Here is a 17,394-nt window from a genome sequence, read left to right on the forward strand (position 1 = left end):
TAGATCTTTTTGTGAAATCAGTCCATGTAAGTGATATAAATCACGACATTCTCAAATGAAAATATTTATCATTTACACTATGAAGATGTTATTAATTATTACTTGGAGTGATTATAATGAATCAAGCAATGAAAACGATTGAAGGATGGTATTGCTTACATGACTTTAGGATGTTTGACTGGGAGAAATGGAAATCAGCCTCTGAGGAAGAACGTGAGCACGCGATATATGAAATCAAAGAATTAATTAATAAGTGGGATAGAATAGAATCTGAACAAAGAGGAAGTCATTCGGTGTATACAATTGTAGGCCAAAAAGCAGATATTATGTTTATGATTTTGCGCCCTACGATGAAAGAACTTAATATAGTGGAAACAGAATTTAGTAAAACATCATTTGCTAATTTCACAAAACCAGCCTACTCTTATTTATCTGTAATAGAAAAAAGTAGTTACGCTCAAGCAGAAACAAATCCTTACGAAGATCCTGCCATGCTAGCTAAGCTATACCCTGTCATACCAAAAACTGAATATGTTTGTTTTTATCCAATGAGTAAATTACGTGGTGAAAAGACTAATTGGTTTATGCTGCCGATGGAAGAACGAAAAAGATTGATGTTTGAACACATTGATACGGGTAGACCATATACCGATCAGGTAAAACGAATAGTTACGGGCTCTGTAGGATTTGATGACTATGAATGGGGTGTCACATTATTTAGTAATGACGCACTTCAATTTAAAAAATTAATTTATGAAACAAGATTTGACGAAGTAAGTGCCGTTTACGGTATATTTGGTTCCTTCTTTATTGGGAATCTTTTAAAACAAGAAGAAATGGAACAACTTTTTCATATCTAAACTTAAGTGGAACAGGAGGCTGAATCCATTGCTAATGGATCAGCCTTTTATCGTTGTTCCTTTTTACTGCAGCTTCCAAAGTAAAGTTCGTCGGTAAATGAGAAAGATAATTACATTTACTACCGCTGAACTAATAAATATGGAAGAAGTCCCCCACCAGTTAATCATCCACCCTGAGAAAAGCATAGTAATCGGCATGCCTATTCTGAACAAAGAACCTGTTAGTCCTCCAATTCTCCCCATAAATTCAGAAGGTGTTTGCTCATGTCTAAACGTATAAGCACAAATAATATAAATAGTAGTCGAATATCCGTTTAAAAGTAAACAGAGGGCCAATAAATAAAGATGGTTTGTTAAATAAAAACCTACATATGCGATGGAATTTCCAATAATAGCAGCCCCAAATAAAACTCCTAATTTAAACCGAATTCTTAAACGATTGATAGTTAAACTAGCGATTAATCCCCCTACTCCAGTTGTAGCTAAAATAATCGAGAGAACAGAATTAGATAGATGTAAATCTGCTGTTCCAAAAATTAATACAGTATTACTGACAACAATCATGGTGCAATTGATGAATAAAATGAACAAAGTCATGGTTTTGAGTGCTTTATTTTTCGTAAAAACATCCCAACCCTCTTTAAAATCGTACCAGAAAGAGTTTTGACTCCCTTTTTTCACAGGTTCATTTACTGTAAGATTCATGATTAAGAAGTAGGCCAATACGTATAAAATCACTGTTAAAAATAAACCTTGGGCCTTGTTGGCAAATAAAAGGACAAACCCTAAGAAGACTGGACCCATAATCCCAACAAAAGTTTCAATAAATGAAAATTTTGCATTTGCACTTGTTAGCAGTGGAAGAGGCACACTTAATTTAATAAGACTCACTTGGGTATTAAAAAAGCCATAATTTAGTGTCATTAAGATAAATCCAAACAAATAAAAGAGAATTGGTTTGTATAAGTGCGCCCCAAACATACCATACATGATAAGTAGGACGACCGCTTGAATGAGAATCATCCACATAGCCCATTTCTTTTTATTCACTCGGTCTACAATGATCCCGACAACTATTCCAAAGAATAAATTCGGTAATAGTTCAGCCGTCCTCATTGAGGTCATAACGATTGAAGAACCTTGTGATAAATCATACATAATTAACGGTAAAAGAAGTTCATAGATTTTATTTCCAATACTTAATAACAAACTAGCAGCAAGTAGGAAAGTGAATTCCTTGTATTGCCAAATAGTAACCTTTTGATAAGACTGATCAACTGCCATTAGATTTGCTCCTTTGCTTTATTATTCTATTTTCATTGTACGTTGGCATTGACCAGCTAAAAATCGTAAAACTTTTTCTTTTTTTTCATGTTTTCCAACTAGGCTGTGTTAAAGAACATTGTGGATTTTATACCCTGTTGATTGGAGCGGAAGGCGCGAAGACTCCTGTGGGAGTACGGTTCAGGGGAGACCCCGCAGGCGCATGCGCCGAGGAGGCTCGCCGAAACGCCCACGAACCGCTCGCGCCTGGAGCGGAAGTCAACAGACAAGTTTATCAAAGCTTAAAACGAAAAAGAAGCCACTAGGGCTTCTTTATTCATCTGCATTGAACTTGTCGATTTTAGTTTGCTTGTACCACAGGTCCTTAAAGTCAACCCACATTCTTGAGTTAAAGGAAACTCCTTCTAAAGTGGTATCATAGGAAACTTCCACTTGTTTATGAACTAAGAAACCTAAAACGCCCTCCTCAACAAGGAACTTTTCGAGTTCACGATACTTCTTTATTCTTTTAGAAGGATGGATTTCTTTTTTAATTTTTGTTATTCTTTCATTCATTATTTCTTTCATTTGAATCGTTAAAAAAGGATAAATAAACCCTCTTTCAAATAGGAATAACTCAAATAGGGAAATGAAGTTACCATTTGGCGTTCCTTCAAATAAAACCATATCTGCCTCATCTAACATCTGATGATTTTGAATTTTATCCCACTCCACAATCATAACTATCACGTTTAAGCCCTTTTCTATTAATTGTTGTTGTATAAAATAGGCATCATGTGCGTGCCGATTGTAAGTAAGAAGTGTCAATTTTTCTCCGCTATATCCTGTTGAAGTTAAATTCTCTTTAAAAGTAACCTTTGTTTCTTTTTCGAAGATAGGAGAATGTGCGTTCATTTCTTCTGTTATCATAAAGCCATTGGCAACACCCAACCTTGGTTTTCCTAATTGAGTTAGTTTTTCTCGCTCAATATGGGAGAGTATGTATCTCCTTAACCTTAGATTTTGAATTGGACCACTTTTGGCTACATTCATAGTTAAAATGTTCGTTCCAGAAAAGATACTCTGTTTTTCATCCCAGTCCGCCATAGGTGGTGTTGGACTTTCTCCAGTATCAAAAATAAGTTTCTTTCTTTCTTCCATATCTTCTCTTAAGTCTTCTGGTAATCTAATAATCTCTACTTTGTCTAAATGTGGCCGTCCTCCAAAGTAGAATTCAAAGGCAGTTAATACACAATGATCAGAAACAACTGATTCAACTTTAAATGGTCCAGTCCCTATTGGTAATTTTGCAAATCCTTCAGAAGGATCAAAAATATCAATTATAGACATCGGTGCAAACGAAACAAAATTTAAAAACAAAGTATTAGGCTCTTGTAGTTGAAAAAGAATTGAGTATTTTGATAGTATTTTTATCTCTTTTATATCACTAACAAGCCATTTATGAGGAGAATGCCATAATCTCATGATGGAATGTTTGACATCTTCAGCTGTTAATTCTCTTCCGTTATGGAATCGAACTCCCTTTCGCAAATAAAATAACCAGCTTTTTTTATCCTGACTGCATTCCCAATTATGTGCAAGACTTTGACGAAAGGATCTACTTTTATTATCATATTCTACTAATGTATTATAAACCTGCATCACGATATGAGCATCCAAATCGAAAAAAATGTGAATCGGATTGATAGTAGTAAGTGGACGGTAGATTGGGAATCTTAGGATTTCCAATTCCGCGTTATCTTTTGAATTCACTTGTTTATAGCCAAAATAAGTAGACACCCATTCCATAATAAAGGATTCTACCTTGGTGCCTTCCCCAAATTCTTTTACTAACTCCAAAGCTTTCATAATCTCATTTTTATTTAAAAGCGCATGTGTTTGTTGTTGTAAACTTTGCTCAAGATTTTCTAAAAAAATTATGGTAGAGCCGTTTCCTCTTCCCTTTCCCGAATGAAATTCAATTAGTTTTTCATCCTTTAATTTATTTAGAACGAGTTTGACGTTCCTTTGTGTGCAAAAAAGAATTTGGACTAAATCATTCATTGTAGTTCGAATGGGTACATGGTTTTCATACGCTTGAAAGGCACGTCTTAACATTAAAAAATAGTATAAATACTGAGAATTCATTCGAAACCTCCGATCAATTTCTATTTAGTTCTATTTTATAGATTATTTTCATTTGAAGAAACAAAAAAACACGCAGACAAAAAGTCTGCGCGGATGGTGATAATAAAAAAATCCTTATTGATTACCTTAATACACCGTATTGAGCAGTTAGATTCCGTTTACTCTCGTTCGATGTTAGCCTTTCTGCCTCATCGGTAATAAGTACTTTTGTCAGCATGTCTAATGCGTTCAAAATATAGGTCCCCTTATTAAGCATAATACAATTTGCCCGTCTTGCTAAAAATACATCTGTCATTTCGGACCGTGAAGGTATACCCTTTTTTGTTAACCGTTCTAGGACACCTGTTGCCAAAATAACAGGGACATAAGCAGCTGAACAAATGGCCAAAACTTCTTCTTGGACAAAGGAAAGGTTCTCAGGCCCCACCTCTACTGCAAGATCTCCTCTAGCAATCATAATACCAAACCGCTCAAATTGTAATCCGTCTAGGATAATTCTAGCTAAATGATGGACAGCATCTTTGGTTTCAATCTTTGCCACCACCCCCAAATGGGGCACTTCATATTTACTTAATTCAACCCGAAGTTTTTTTAAGTCTAGTGGGGAGTGGACAAAGGAAACTCCCAAAATATCTGCGTACTTAGAAATAAATGCTAAGTCATTAATATCTTTTTCGGTCAAAGCTGGAACATTTAAACTAAGAAGAGAATCAGGTAAATTCAATCCTTTTCCTTCTTTTATTCGGTACGCCTTACCTTCAGGTGATTGTACTTCAATTTCAATGTGTTCTTTTGTAACATGTCGTACAATTCCAAAGATTTTCCCATCATCTATAAAAATACGATCATCGATTCGGACGTTTCGAAATGCCTTTTCAAGTGTAACTGGTACTCCCGCTGGTACATCTGCTGAAGAGGGATGACCCAGTTTATCTGAATCTAATAATAGTCGTAAGGAATCACCCTTCTTGACAATAATATCTTCAAGAGGAAGTTTGCCAATCCGTACCTTTGGACCAGCTAAATCCATATATATCTTGCACGCCCTGTCGTGATAATGTCCTGCATCTCTAAGCCTTTTCTCAGCCATCCTTACCCCTTCAATTAACTGTTTCCATACTTCATGATCATCATGGGCACAATTGATTCTTGCTATATTCATACCCTTTAGTAACAGTTCTCTTATAAGTGGTTGGTTGTTTGCCATTTTAGCATCTAACGTCACCATGATTGTCGAATGCAGCTGATTGTTTCCCTTTCCGAGCAATTCTTCCGACCGATTTTTCATAATCCCTCTTGAATCAGAAGGAGTTGGAATAGCCAGGGTCGTAGGTAAATTCACTTCAACATGTAAATGACTCAAGATTTTTTCTAATGAATATAGCACGTGGCAAAAGGATTTTTCTATTGCTGCAAGCCCCTGCTCCGCTAATGACAGCTGAAAATCAGAAATGTTATGTTTTCTAAGTGCAAGGTAAGCCAGTAAGTTATCCCGATTGTATTCAGCACCTGTTACCGAAACCGTTTCTCGAACCTGCTCAACTTCTTGAATAATTTGTTGAAACATTCTCCCTATTCGTTTCGACCATTCTTGTGGGTTATTGAGAGAATTAACCATATGATTCACATCCTTGGTTGAGCAAAAAGTTATCCATTATCCATATATGCAATAACAACAGATGTGTGCATTTATAATAACCAACAGTTGAACTACGTTGTTCCTTTATTTACATATACTTGTAGGATAAAATAAGTAGGAAAGAGCTAATCCCTTTTTTATAGCTGTGTTAAAGAACATTGTTGAATTTATACCCTGTTGATTGGAGTGGAAGGCGCGAAGACTCCTGTGGGAGTACGGTTCAGGGGAGACCCCGCAGGCGCAAGCGCCGAGGAGACTCGCCGAAACGCCCACGGAAAGCGAAGTGCCTGGAACGGAAATCAACAGACAGTTAACAAAGCTTTTTTTAAAATTTGTCGGTGGTGTGAGCGTGAAAAAAACATACATTTTATCATTATTCCTTTCAATAGGAACGTATCTTATTTTATCTCCTATATTATTCCAATTAACAAGTTATCTACACCCAGTTGTATTAGTGGTTGTCTGGTTTTGTATCTATATGTTCTATTTTACTAGTCTTTTGTTAATTTGGAAGGAATCAATCCAACTCTCATATTCACTTTTTTTAACATTTATCCTTTTTTACACGATTGGATTATTGATATTATTGTTCCTTCGTCCAAATGATCAAAGCTACAATTCTATAAATTTGATTCCCTTTTCCACGATTGCCTTTTATCTATCTGGGAAAGTAAATGTCTTGATTTCAATATATAATTTGGCTGCTAACATAGGCTTATTTCTCCCATATGGTATTTTACTCAGAGTAAATCGGGCTTCTCATTTGAAGATAATTTTTCTCCCATTTGCAGCGATCACTTCTATTGAATTACTACAATTTTTCACCCACCGCGGCAGCTTGGATATTGATGATTTACTATTAAATTTGCTTGGTATTTACGTTGGCTGTTGGTTATTTCCACTCTTTAGAAAAATAGTAAAAATCCCCAGCCATTGAGACTTGGGGATTTTAATCTATTAGTTGACGAAAACAAGTAAGAGCCATAGGTACAAGCTGATTAAAGTAAAAATCAACGTTGGGGGAATTACAATGATTGTAACTTTCATATAATCGAGCCAACTTATATGAATTTTATTTTTCCTCAATATATGCATCCAGATTAATGTAGCAAGTGTTCCAATCGGTAGGATTAATGAGCCGATATCACTACCAATAATGTTCGCCAGGTAGACAGTTTTCATAATCAGCGGGTCTAGTCCCATGTCCGTTAATGCCAGTGTTGAAATCATTAAAGCAGGATGGTTATTAAAGATATTTGATAGTAAAGCTGTGATAGCCCCCATCGTTATACTGGCGTGCAGTAAACTATCATTGACTAGTGTTTGAAGATGTCCAATTAGAAAGTTGGTTAAACCAATATTGTGCAATCCAAAGATGATGACATACATGCTAAAGGCGAATATTAAAATGTGCCATGGAATTTTTCCTAACACGTCCTTTGGATTTACTTTTAGGTGAATCCATCTCCAAATTAATAAAATTATAGAACCTAGCACAGCTACTAAAGTTACAGAGATCCCAATAAATGAGGCGATAAATAGACTGATTCTAACAATGAAAACGAAAATAAGCATATTAATCATGAGTTTCTTTTGTTGTTCAAATAGGCTATCCGCGTTTTTTTGCAGTGGATGATAGAGACGGTTTTTTTGAAGTGGAATGGTGTAGGAATGGAAACGGATCTCTTTTGGAATGTCCTTTTTAAATACGAGAAACAGCAAGTAAGAAAGAAACAACAGTCCGAGTACCCCCGGTATAAACATCATTTCTGTTTGAAGATAAAGATCCATTCCGATAATTTTCAAGGCAATTAGATTAACAATATTACTAACGCCAATTGGTGCACTAGAGGCAGTTGCAATGAGTGCTCCGCTTAATAGGAAAGGTATTTTTTGTCGGGTTTTTAGCTTAAGATTATTTAATATAAGGATGAGGATCGGCGTTGTTATCAAGATACTTCCGTCGTTATTAAAAAATAGGGTCATTAAAAAGCAAAGTAGTAACGTATTCCAAAATAGTCGTACTCCCGACCCTTTCGATAGTTTTAACATTAGCGCAGCCGTCCAGCTAAAAAAACCGAAGCTCTCTAGTACGATTGCCATAACGATCGTGGCTATTATGGTGATGGCTGCACCTGTCACCTTGGAGCTGATGTCAAATAAATCCGCTACAGATACACTACCGCTTAGGAATACTAAAACAGCCCCTATGGTTGCTGGAATGGCCTCATTCATATTTTTGGGACGGATAAAGATCAGAACCATTGTCAGCACGAAAGCTAAAATGGTGATAATCACCGTCGAAAGATGATACATAAAATTTAATTTACTCCCTTCTATAAGTTTCCTTCTTTATTTTCCGTTTATATAACTCTTGTCCTTTGCTTTATAGTACGTGAGGAAATTGAGGCTTGTTCTAAACGAATATCTCGTAAATGAACAAATCAGCGAAAATCTAAATATTTTTTAAAAATACTTAATAGATTTATACCTATTATTTTTGGGGTAGACGAATATCACTGATCCTATTTACTAGGTTTATGTACAGGTTGTTACAAAAAAATAAACCGATACTTTTTGAGTATCGGTTTTGTTTGTTAGTGGGTGACTATTTTTTACCTTTTTTGCCTTTTGGCCCTTTTTTGCCTTTTGGCCCTTTTTTACCTTTTTTACCTTTGCTGCCGTGACTTCCGCTGCTGCCGTGACTTCCGCTACTGCCGTGGCTTCCGCTGCTGCCGTGGCTTCCACTGCTGCCGTGGCTTCCACTGCTGCCGTGGCTTCCACTGCTACCTTGGCTTCCACTGCCACCTTGGCTTCCACTGCTACCTTGGCTTCCACTGCTGCCGTGGCTTCCGCTGCTGCCGTGGCTTCCACTGCCACCTTGGCTTCCGCTGCTGCCGTGGCTTCCACTGCCACCTTGGCTTCCGCTGCTGCCGTGGCTTCCACTGCCACATTGGCTTCCGTTACTGTCGTGGCTTCCACTACTACCATGCCCTTTTTTGCCTTTTGGCCCTTTTTTGCCTTTTTTACCTTTACTTCCGCTACTGCCGTGGCTTCTGTTGCTACCATGACTACCTGACCCGCTGCCTCCATGACTGCCTCCACTTCCGCAAGAGCCGCTGCCTCCATGACTGCCTCCGCTTCCGCAAGAGCCGCTGCCTCCATGACTGCCTTCGCTTCCACATGACCCGCTGCCTCCGTGACTGCCTCCACTTCCGCCTGAACCACTGCCTCCGTGACTACCTCCACTGCCTCCTGAACCACTTCCGCCTGACCCGCTGCCTCCGTGACTACCTCCACTTCCGTCAGAACCACTGCCTCCGTGACTGCTATTACCTTTTTTACCTTTAGGCCCTTTTTTACCTTTGCTTCCACTACCGCCTGAACCGCTACCTTGTGTTCCACCTTGGCCTCCGCTGCCACTTCCACCGTGACTGCCACTTCCACCATGGCTTCCACTGCCTCCGTGACTGCCACTTCCGCCATGGCTGCCGCTGCTTCCATGTGAACCACTTTTACCTGAGCCTCCAGAACCGGACTTATCTCCTTTTTTCATACCTACTGGATTATTATTTAAAAACCCATCTAGCCCGTTTTCCTTAGCTTCTGAAAGTAATTGCTCAATATCAAGCTTTAAAACCATTTTTCCACCACTTTCTAAAAATTTTATATTTTCTATTCCAATTTATGAAATTTTAGCGCATTTGCCATAGACAAACATATATTTTTTAGACCCTTAATATTTTTGGGATTATACACATCCACAACGCTTTACACATATAACTAAAAAAAATACTGTTAAGGGGTATTTACGTGTTAAAATATGAAATTTTTATTAATCCAAAGTGGTTAAGGAAATTGGAAAAGGATATATGGGAGGATGAATTAGTACCAGCAGTATTAAAGATGGGGAATGATCGTCTAAACATAAAGCTCTCCTATAGAGGAAACGTGATAAGAGATAAGAAAAAGAGATCGTATCGGATTGTCTTTCAAAAGCCCAACACCTTTAATGGGGCTCATGAAATACATCTTAATGCTGAGTATTCTGATGTTTCCTTATCTAGAAACAAACTATCACTAGATTTTTTTGATCGTATTGGGGTTATTTCTCCCCACTCTAAGCATGTTCTTCTTTATATAAACGGATTTTGTAAAGGTATATATTTGGAAATAGAATCTTTTGATCAATTTCTTCTTAAAAAAAGGAATTTACCGGAAGGTTCGATTATCTATGCAACGAATAACCGAGCAAACTTTTCACTTTTAACAAAAAAAAATGAGCTAAAAACTCGTTTAGATCAAGGGTATACAATAAAATATGGAAAAAAAGAGGATTTAGAGGAATTAGGACGCTTTATAGCCATGATTAATACCTATAAAAATGAGGATTTTGAGAAAGAAATTCATCATTACCTTGATGTTGATAAATATTTAAAATGGGTTGCAGGGGCCGTTTGCACACAAAATTACGACGGATTTATTCATAATTATGCTTTGTATAAAAATAGCGAGACAAACTTATATGAAATAACACCTTGGGATTATGATGGTACATGGGGAAGAAACCTTCATGGTAAGCTGCTTGACTATGACTATGTGCCTATAACTGGATATAATACGTTAACTGGTCGATTACTCCATTTTTCAAATTTCAAAGAAAAGTATAAAGAAATACTTACAAATATTTTAGAAAATGATTTTTCTATACCAGTACTAAAGCCCATTATTAATAACCTTTTTGAAGAAATAACGGCAAATCTCCATCAAGATCCCTATTTAACTTCTACAATTGAAACCTTCGAAAAAGAAAAACTTGTATTTTTTAATTTTATTAATAAAAGAGGTACGTATCTCAAGAAAAATTTATCAACTCTTATATAACTTTTAGGTATATGGTCATGTATCATATACCTTTTTTTGCCTATTTTTTAGTGGGACTATGAAAAAAAGGCTACTTTATTAGTACAACATCACCCCGTGATACATATAGATGCAGTGTAAATGTTTATTTAATAAAAGGAGGATATAACTTTTATGGATAGAGAATTAATGAATTTATTTGTAGGTAAAACAATTAGGGTTGACCGGGGAGGTCCAGAATCAAGAAAAGGGAAATTACTTGCCGTTTTTGAAGACTATTTTGTCCTTTTAACAGAAAATGATGGTGTTGTTTACTATAAGACTAATCATGTTAGAAGTGTGACAGAAAGCTCAAAAGACGACATGAAATTGGGAATAAATATCCCTGACAAATTAGATTATAAAACTGCTGAAAACTTTCATAAACTTTTAGAAAGTATCAGATTCCAATGGGTAAAAATCAATCGCGGCGGCTCTGAATCATTAGAAGGTGTACTAAGTGACGCCAACAAACACTTTGCTTCACTAATTGTTAAAGAAGAAGTGGTACGTTTCTCCATGAAACACATCCGAAACATTAGCTATGGCTTAATGGTTGAAAGAAAAAAAGATGACTCTGGCAAATCAGATAGTGACAACGATAAGAATAAGAACGAAGATCAAGGAGATCACGAGGATAACGAATAACACATTTGTCGCTTCTCCACAAGAGAAGCGACCCATACTATCTAAAGGAGGATTTTTTCATGGGGTTAGATAAGTTTTCAGCTGCATTGGATTTGCTAAAGGGATTTAATGTAAATCTTTATGTAGGTGAGAATGTATATAAAGGAAAATTAATCGGCGTTGAAAAAGACCATGTTGTACTTGAAACCGAAAAAAAATATATCTTTTATTATAATATCGAAAAAATTCAAGCTATTACAAAAAACACAAAACAATTCCAACCTGATATATCTTCAGTAAACTTCCAAAAAACTCAAAGTTTAAAAGAACTCCTTCATTCCTTTCAAAATACCTGGGTAACCATACTAGCCTTCAACAAACAAAAGTTTACTGGAGTCTTAAGTGAAATTGATGAAGATTTCGTTACTTTAATTAACGGAGAAGAGCGGATTCTAATCAAGGTAGAGCATGTATCGAACATTTTAAAAGGGGTTCTTAAAGAAGAAGATTCCAAACAGGAAGATGAAAAAGAGAGCAAAAATAGCAGCGATAAATCCAACAATAGTGACGACAATAAGAAAGAAGATGAAGATAAAGACTGTCATTCATCCCAGGAAACAGAAGAAAAATCTAATCGAAAGACAAAATCATCATCGAACAAAGGTTCTGAAAAGAAAGCTAAAGCAGCTGAAAAGAAACCGGTCGAAGTGGAAACAGAAGAAAAGATGGTTTGGTCACAACCAATAAAAGGTGAAACAGTTGTTAATCAAATCAAAGAAGTACCTCACAAGAATAAAAAAACTCATTCTGAAGAAACAACACCGAAAGTGGTTGCGGAAACAAAGAAACCACAAATTGAAATGGCTCATAATGACAAAAAGAATGAAGAACCTAAGTCAAATAAATCCAATATTGATGAGCCTTCCAAAGAGATGAAACATGAAAAAGAAGTAGCCACTCTCTTTAAATTGGAACCTAAACCTGCACCGCTATTACCAATGGCAAAGAAGGAAATAATTACAACCAAAACACAGGAAGTTGCACAAAATACACCAAAACCAAGCAAGTCTCAGAATGCTCCCAATAATAAGGTAGAAACTACTACACATGAAATGAATACAAACGATACGAAGAGTGTGTGGAAACAAAAAGATAAAGAAACGCAAGCTTTCCGCTTTGCTGGTGAACCCGTTCGTCGTGATGAAATAAAAGCATTCCCGTTTGCCGGATGGCCAAATAGAAGCAAAAGAACATTTAGATTATAATTACTAACACTCACATGCAATGGACATAGTATACGTTGATTGTTCGGTCAAAAATTTCTTTTTGTGCAATCTCAAATCCTATTACAAATACGAGCTGGGCAGATCTCATAAATGAATTTTTAAATATCCCTTTGCTGCTTCAGCCCTTCTCTATTTGTAAATGGAACGTCTAAGGAAAGGAAGTGAGTAAATGAGCTTGAAAGATAAGATTGGAAAATATATCAAACTAGAGATTTCAGGAAAGAAAGTAATCAGTGGCTTATTAGTCGATATTGGTAGTGATTTATGGGTTGTTTTTAATGGGAATGACTATCTATATATACCTATAATTCATATACAAAACTGGCAATTCTTAAAACATGATGAAATAGCTGAAATTAGTTTTACTGATGAGCCTACACCCATTTACAACCACAATGAGGAGATATCCTTAAGAAAAACACTAACTGCTGCAAAGGGAATATTTACAGAAATCTATGTAACAAGTAAACAAGCATTACATGGGTATATTATTAGTATCATGAATAATTACTTTGTATTTTATTCCCCTATTTATAAAACGATGTTTATCTCCCTTCACCATCTAAAATGGTTAATCCCTTATACCAGTAACCAACGGCCATATGGCCTTAGTAATTCAAGTCTTCCAGTAAATCCAAGTGGCCATACATTTGCACGATCATTCGAAGTCCAAATTGAGAAATGTGTTGGCGAATTAATTGTCTTCAATATTGGGGAAAATGAGAATGTAATTGGAAAAGTGCAAGGAATTAAAAATAATTTCGTAGAATTAATTAGTGCAAAAGAAGACCCTGTTTTTGTAAATATGCAACATATTAAAACGGTTCATATGACTTGAAACCCTATCTTGTGGTTGAATTATAAACAAGCTTTACAAAACAAAAAGAGTGTCTATGCACACTCTTTTTATACGGAACTATTTATTTTTTAATGAAATTGGCTCAGACTTTTCGCCCAAACGAAAGATTAACAGTTCAAAGGTGATTCCATACAGGAAAGTAACAAGGAACATCGAACCCACCATATCAAGAATGACATGTTGTTTAACAAAAAGAGTGGAAATAATAATTAATGATCCTGAAATATGGATACATAAATTGGTAATAAGATGCTTGTTTTTAATGTGGAGTGATGCAAGCATAACGGCAAAGGTTGTAAGTACGTGTATACTCGGAAAACAATTATAGGGTCGATCGTTTTCATATATCCACTGTACAAGCACTTGAAGAAAGTTATCTCCTTGAATGGTTGGTCTTGGAACAGTGGTTTGAAAAAAGAAATAAATTACAAAGCAGATCAGCTCGGCAACCACAATCAAAAGCAATGTTCTTAAATATATCTTCGTATCCTTATACCAAAAGTAAATTAAAAACATAAATATATACACATACCAAAAAATATACGGAATAATAAAAAACGACAAAAATGGGATCACTTGATCCACTGTTGTAGAAATATCAAAGGCTTTATGTGAACGGTTATTTAAAAAACTATAAACAATTGCCAAAGCTGGAAATACTAATAAAAATAATAGGTAGGGAGCTTTTTGTATACTTTTTTTCATGCGAGTCCCTCCCCTTAAATAAATTGGTCACTTTAATCACGAGTTTACTAAATAAATATTTTGTCGAACTATTTTCATATTATCATAAAAACAGTTTGTATACATAAATTTCCCAACTGAACACTGAGTACCAAATAATCATTTGTTATTAATTTCTTTTCCATACCTATCCATTTCCAGTTTTAACTTTTCCATAAGTACCTGAACAGTAATCTTCTTTGCTAAACGTGGGCTCTGTCCTGACCAGAGTGACATACAATCCTTTTTCCCCATGGACGAAGAGGCTTTTCGAATTGCTTTCGATAATTCATTTTGTATAGGATAGTCAGGCAGTTCATCTTCATATGGATTCAACATTTCTATAAAACTATTATTAATTCCTCGAGCCATTTTCCCTGAAAATGCTTTTGTTAGTACAGTTTGTTCTTCTGTTGTCATTAATATAGCTTCCTTATGAAGGGGGTGTGCACCGCTTTCTTCACATACTAGAAAGGCAGTCCCCATTTGGACACCTGACGCTCCAAGTATTTTGGCTGCGCAAATTCCCCTACCATCCATTATTCCTCCAGCAGCGATTATTGGAATACGAATAGAATCCGCGGTTTGTGGAATTAGCGACATCAGTCCGACTAAGCCCCTTTTATCTTCATGTTGGAATGTTCCACGGTGCCCACCTGCTTCCGCACCTTGGACAACGACGGCATCCATGCCAGCCTGTTCATTAATTATTGCCTCTTGTACCGTTGTTGCTGTGCCAATTAGTAGTACTGAAGATTCCTTAAGTATTTTGATTACTTCCTGTGAAGGCAAGCCAAAGGTAAAAGAACAAATCGAAACTTTTTCTTCAATGATTATACTTATATGTTCCTGAAAAGTCTTGCAGTCTTGTTCAAATGTAGGAATTGTGAGTTGATCGGCAATATCGAATTGATCCTTTATAGGCTGTAATAGAGCCATGGCTCCTTCCAGTTTATCAACATCAGTTGAATAGGTTGAAGGAACAAATAAATTTATCCCAAATGGTTTATCGGTCAATTTTCGAATAGCCTTAATTTGAATCTGTAGCTGCTCCGGGCTCAAATAACCAGCCCCTACCATTCCAAGACCACCTGCATTCGATACAGCAGATACTAGTTCAGAAGATGTTGGACCGCCAGCCATAGGTGCTTGAATGATTGGATAGTTAACATTTAATAATTCACTTAATTCGTTTTTCCACATATTTATATACCCCATTTCCGACCGAGTATCCTTCCTTCGCTCCCCTGCCATCTACCTAATACAAATAAAGACGAAAAATCTAAGTTCAAAGTTTCGAGATTTTACAATATGTTTGAAAATGTTCCCTTTTATACTTTACAGCCCTGTTTGTCTTCGAGTAAAACCATGATAGCGTGTACCTTGGAAGACGAGTTCTCCTCGATCCCCTTCAACTAACTGACCGTATTCTCGACCATTTACACCAAACTCCATCCGATCACCACTATCTACTTGGAAAGTAACATAATACCAGGTACTAGAATGATGGTCATTTCCGCCATGGCGTACCTGTGTTCGCTTGGAAACCACAACCGCATCAACGTTTAGGCGCGGTTGGCTATTATTATTACTCCATTCTCTTATGCCCCTAAAAATAGAAAAAAGAATGATTCCAGCTACAATGATAAAAAATATCGGGAAAATAGTTTGCATAATTGAAAACATATCAAATCCTGTGTAAATATCCATCTCCCTGCCCCCTTTTTGTTGTTAAATATTAATACGTAAAACCTGAGGATTCGTTTCGAATATATTTTATAAGTTTGCTACTTTCACAAAGTTCGTTGTTATTAGTTGCTTTGCCTTCTGACAGTGTTTCTGTTTTTTCTGCTTACTCTGTTCGAAGTTGCACTACCTTCTGACAATGTTTCTGTTTTTCCCGCTTACTCTGTCCGAAGTTGCCTTGCCTTCTGACAATGTTTCTGTTTTTTCCGCTTACTCTGTCCGAAGTTGCCTTGTCTTCTGACAATGTTTCTCTTTTTTCCGCTTACTCTGTCCGAAGTTGCCTTGTCTTCTGACAATGTTTCTGTTTTTTCCGCTTACTCTGTCCGAAGTTGCCTTGCCTTCTGACAATGTTTCTCCTTTTTCCGCTTACTCTGTCCGAAGTTGCCTTGTCTTCTGACAATGTTTCTGTTTTTTCCGCTTACTCTGTCTGAAGTTGCCTTGTCTTCTGACAATGTTTCTGTTTTTTCCGCTTACTCTGTCCGAAGTTGCCTTGTCTTCTGACAATGTTTCTCTTTTTACTGCCTAAACTGTCCGAAGTTTCTTTTGAATCAGGAAACAATAAATACAGAAAGTAACAAACTTTAAGAAAAGAGCTAATAAGTTCTATCACTGCTTTTTGTGATTCGCTAATAAATCGTTATACACTCTTACAAAGTGTAATTATACACCAAAATAATCCTTTTTTGAGATTAATTGTAGTTGATACCAAATCTTTTTAATAGCCGACAATACAACAGCATTTTATATTTATTCATTTTTTCTTTTCATATGGTAAGCTAAAAAAAATGAAAAATAGTTGGTGAAACCCATGGAACGAATAATATTATTCGACGGTGTCTGCAATCTTTGCAATAAAAGTGTACAATTTATTATCAAACGAGATCCGTCTGGAACCTTTAAATTTGCCTCCCTTCAAAGCAAAACTGGTCAAAACCTCTTAAAAACGTACGGATTAACAACCGATATAAACAGCTTTGTTTTAATTGAAGATAAAAAATTATATGTAAAATCCACTGCCGCTTTACGAGTTTGTACCCATTTGAATGGTCTTTGGAAAATGCTACTCGTATTCCTGGTAGTACCTCCTTTTATTAGAGACCGACTTTACGAATGGATTGCAAATAATCGATATAAATGGTTTGGAAAAAAAGATCACTGCCTGCTGCCATTACCGGAGTGGAAAAGCAGATTCCTAGAATAAAGACAATATCGATTACCAAATACAATTCTACAATGTAATGGAATCAATCCATTTAGTGCCTGACACCATAAAAGGCTAATAATTTATCCTCTAAAGCATAACTTTTACTAATATGTCTAATTTCATCTGGAGGTGCTTCC

The 17,394-nt window shown here is 36.2% G+C and carries 15 protein-coding genes; 7 read left to right on the forward strand and 8 right to left on the reverse strand.

The annotated features are described in order from the left end of the window. Positions 1–116: 116 nt before the first annotated feature. Positions 117–860 (forward strand): hydrogen peroxide-dependent heme synthase, encoded by a 744-nt coding sequence (hemQ, locus tag AC3A54_RS10860; RefSeq protein WP_487654477.1) that lies wholly within the window; start codon positions 117–119, stop codon positions 858–860. Between the two features lie 63 nt (positions 861–923). On the opposite strand, the gene AC3A54_RS10865 is transcribed toward hemQ, so the two are convergent. From AC3A54_RS10865 to AC3A54_RS10875, 3 genes are all read right to left on the reverse strand, one after another. Beyond that, positions 924–2,144, reverse strand: coding sequence for an MFS transporter (locus AC3A54_RS10865; protein WP_487654478.1), 1,221 nt, complete (start codon positions 2,142–2,144; stop codon positions 924–926). Between the two features lie 312 nt (positions 2,145–2,456). Continuing rightward, the gene (locus AC3A54_RS10870) at positions 2,457–4,271 is read right to left on the reverse strand and encodes an ABC transporter substrate-binding protein (RefSeq protein WP_487654479.1); all 1,815 of its coding nucleotides are present in this window, start codon (positions 4,269–4,271) and stop codon (positions 2,457–2,459) included. A gap of 121 nt (positions 4,272–4,392) precedes the next feature. After that, on the reverse strand, positions 4,393–5,889 hold the full coding sequence (locus AC3A54_RS10875) for a pyruvate kinase (protein WP_487654480.1): 1,497 nt from the start codon (positions 5,887–5,889) through the stop codon (positions 4,393–4,395). A gap of 370 nt (positions 5,890–6,259) precedes the next feature. On the opposite strand from AC3A54_RS10875, the gene AC3A54_RS10880 reads away from it, so the two are divergent. Beyond that, entirely contained in the window at positions 6,260–6,847 is a 588-nt protein-coding gene (locus AC3A54_RS10880) for a VanZ family protein (RefSeq protein WP_487654481.1), read from the forward strand. Positions 6,848–6,867: 20 nt separating this feature from the next. Here AC3A54_RS10880 and AC3A54_RS10885 read toward each other — a convergent pair whose 3' ends face one another. Continuing rightward, entirely contained in the window at positions 6,868–8,226 is a 1,359-nt protein-coding gene (locus AC3A54_RS10885) for an arsenic transporter (RefSeq protein ID WP_487654482.1), read from the reverse strand. Between the two features lie 222 nt (positions 8,227–8,448). Further along, positions 8,449–9,423 carry a hypothetical protein gene (locus tag AC3A54_RS10890; protein ID WP_487654483.1) on the reverse strand — a complete coding sequence of 325 codons (975 nt, stop codon included), beginning with the start codon at positions 9,421–9,423 and terminating at the stop codon, positions 8,449–8,451. A 300-nt stretch (positions 9,424–9,723) separates the two neighbouring features. Between AC3A54_RS10890 and AC3A54_RS10895 the strand changes: the two genes are divergently transcribed. From AC3A54_RS10895 to AC3A54_RS10910, 4 genes are all read left to right on the forward strand, one after another. Beyond that, the gene (locus AC3A54_RS10895) at positions 9,724–10,794 is read left to right on the forward strand and encodes a CotH kinase family protein (RefSeq protein ID WP_487654484.1); all 1,071 of its coding nucleotides are present in this window, start codon (positions 9,724–9,726) and stop codon (positions 10,792–10,794) included. A gap of 153 nt (positions 10,795–10,947) precedes the next feature. Further along, the gene (locus tag AC3A54_RS10900; protein WP_487654485.1) at positions 10,948–11,460 is read left to right on the forward strand and encodes an LOTUS domain-containing protein; all 513 of its coding nucleotides are present in this window, start codon (positions 10,948–10,950) and stop codon (positions 11,458–11,460) included. Positions 11,461–11,519: 59 nt separating this feature from the next. Beyond that, positions 11,520–12,704 (forward strand): hypothetical protein, encoded by a 1,185-nt coding sequence (locus AC3A54_RS10905; RefSeq protein WP_487654486.1) that lies wholly within the window; start codon positions 11,520–11,522, stop codon positions 12,702–12,704. 190 nt (positions 12,705–12,894) lie between these two features. After that, complete coding sequence (locus AC3A54_RS10910; protein ID WP_487654487.1) at positions 12,895–13,563, forward strand: DUF2642 domain-containing protein; 669 nt, start codon at positions 12,895–12,897, stop codon at positions 13,561–13,563. Between the two features lie 78 nt (positions 13,564–13,641). Here the strand turns inward: AC3A54_RS10910 and AC3A54_RS10915 are convergent, their stop codons facing one another. The 3 genes from AC3A54_RS10915 to AC3A54_RS10925 all read right to left on the reverse strand — a co-directional run bounded on the left by AC3A54_RS10915 (position 13,642) and on the right by AC3A54_RS10925 (position 16,017). Beyond that, positions 13,642–14,289, reverse strand: a complete 648-nt coding sequence (locus tag AC3A54_RS10915) for a phosphatase PAP2 family protein (RefSeq protein WP_487654488.1) — start codon at positions 14,287–14,289, stop codon at positions 13,642–13,644. Positions 14,290–14,427: 138 nt separating this feature from the next. After that, on the reverse strand, positions 14,428–15,510 hold the full coding sequence (locus AC3A54_RS10920) for an NAD(P)H-dependent flavin oxidoreductase (RefSeq protein ID WP_487654489.1): 1,083 nt from the start codon (positions 15,508–15,510) through the stop codon (positions 14,428–14,430). A 135-nt stretch (positions 15,511–15,645) separates the two neighbouring features. After that, on the reverse strand, positions 15,646–16,017 hold the full coding sequence (locus AC3A54_RS10925; RefSeq protein ID WP_487654490.1) for a DUF2500 domain-containing protein: 372 nt from the start codon (positions 16,015–16,017) through the stop codon (positions 15,646–15,648). A gap of 844 nt (positions 16,018–16,861) precedes the next feature. Between AC3A54_RS10925 and AC3A54_RS10930 the strand changes: the two genes are divergently transcribed. After that, positions 16,862–17,254, forward strand: a complete 393-nt coding sequence (locus tag AC3A54_RS10930; RefSeq protein WP_487654491.1) for a thiol-disulfide oxidoreductase DCC family protein — start codon at positions 16,862–16,864, stop codon at positions 17,252–17,254. Positions 17,255–17,394 lie beyond the last annotated feature (140 nt).

The sequence above is a fragment of the Neobacillus sp. Soil_C_43 genome (assembly GCF_057656715.1).

Coding starts and splice junctions, on each gene's coding strand:
- AC3A54_RS10900 (WP_487654485.1), top strand. CDS start 10,948: ATGGATAGAGAATTAATGAATTTATTTGTAGGTAAAACAATTAGGGTT.
- AC3A54_RS10910 (WP_487654487.1), top strand. CDS start 12,895: ATGAGCTTGAAAGATAAGATTGGAAAATATATCAAACTAGAGATTTCA.
- AC3A54_RS10875 (WP_487654480.1), bottom strand. CDS start 5,889: ATGGTTAATTCTCTCAATAACCCACAAGAATGGTCGAAACGAATAGGG.
- AC3A54_RS10885 (WP_487654482.1), bottom strand. CDS start 8,226: ATGTATCATCTTTCGACGGTGATTATCACCATTTTAGCTTTCGTGCTG.
- hemQ (WP_487654477.1), top strand. CDS start 117: ATGAATCAAGCAATGAAAACGATTGAAGGATGGTATTGCTTACATGAC.
- AC3A54_RS10865 (WP_487654478.1), bottom strand. CDS start 2,144: ATGGCAGTTGATCAGTCTTATCAAAAGGTTACTATTTGGCAATACAAG.
- AC3A54_RS10920 (WP_487654489.1), bottom strand. CDS start 15,510: ATGTGGAAAAACGAATTAAGTGAATTATTAAATGTTAACTATCCAATC.
- AC3A54_RS10915 (WP_487654488.1), bottom strand. CDS start 14,289: ATGAAAAAAAGTATACAAAAAGCTCCCTACCTATTATTTTTATTAGTA.
- AC3A54_RS10905 (WP_487654486.1), top strand. CDS start 11,520: ATGGGGTTAGATAAGTTTTCAGCTGCATTGGATTTGCTAAAGGGATTT.
- AC3A54_RS10930 (WP_487654491.1), top strand. CDS start 16,862: ATGGAACGAATAATATTATTCGACGGTGTCTGCAATCTTTGCAATAAA.
- AC3A54_RS10870 (WP_487654479.1), bottom strand. CDS start 4,271: ATGAATTCTCAGTATTTATACTATTTTTTAATGTTAAGACGTGCCTTT.
- AC3A54_RS10925 (WP_487654490.1), bottom strand. CDS start 16,017: ATGGATATTTACACAGGATTTGATATGTTTTCAATTATGCAAACTATT.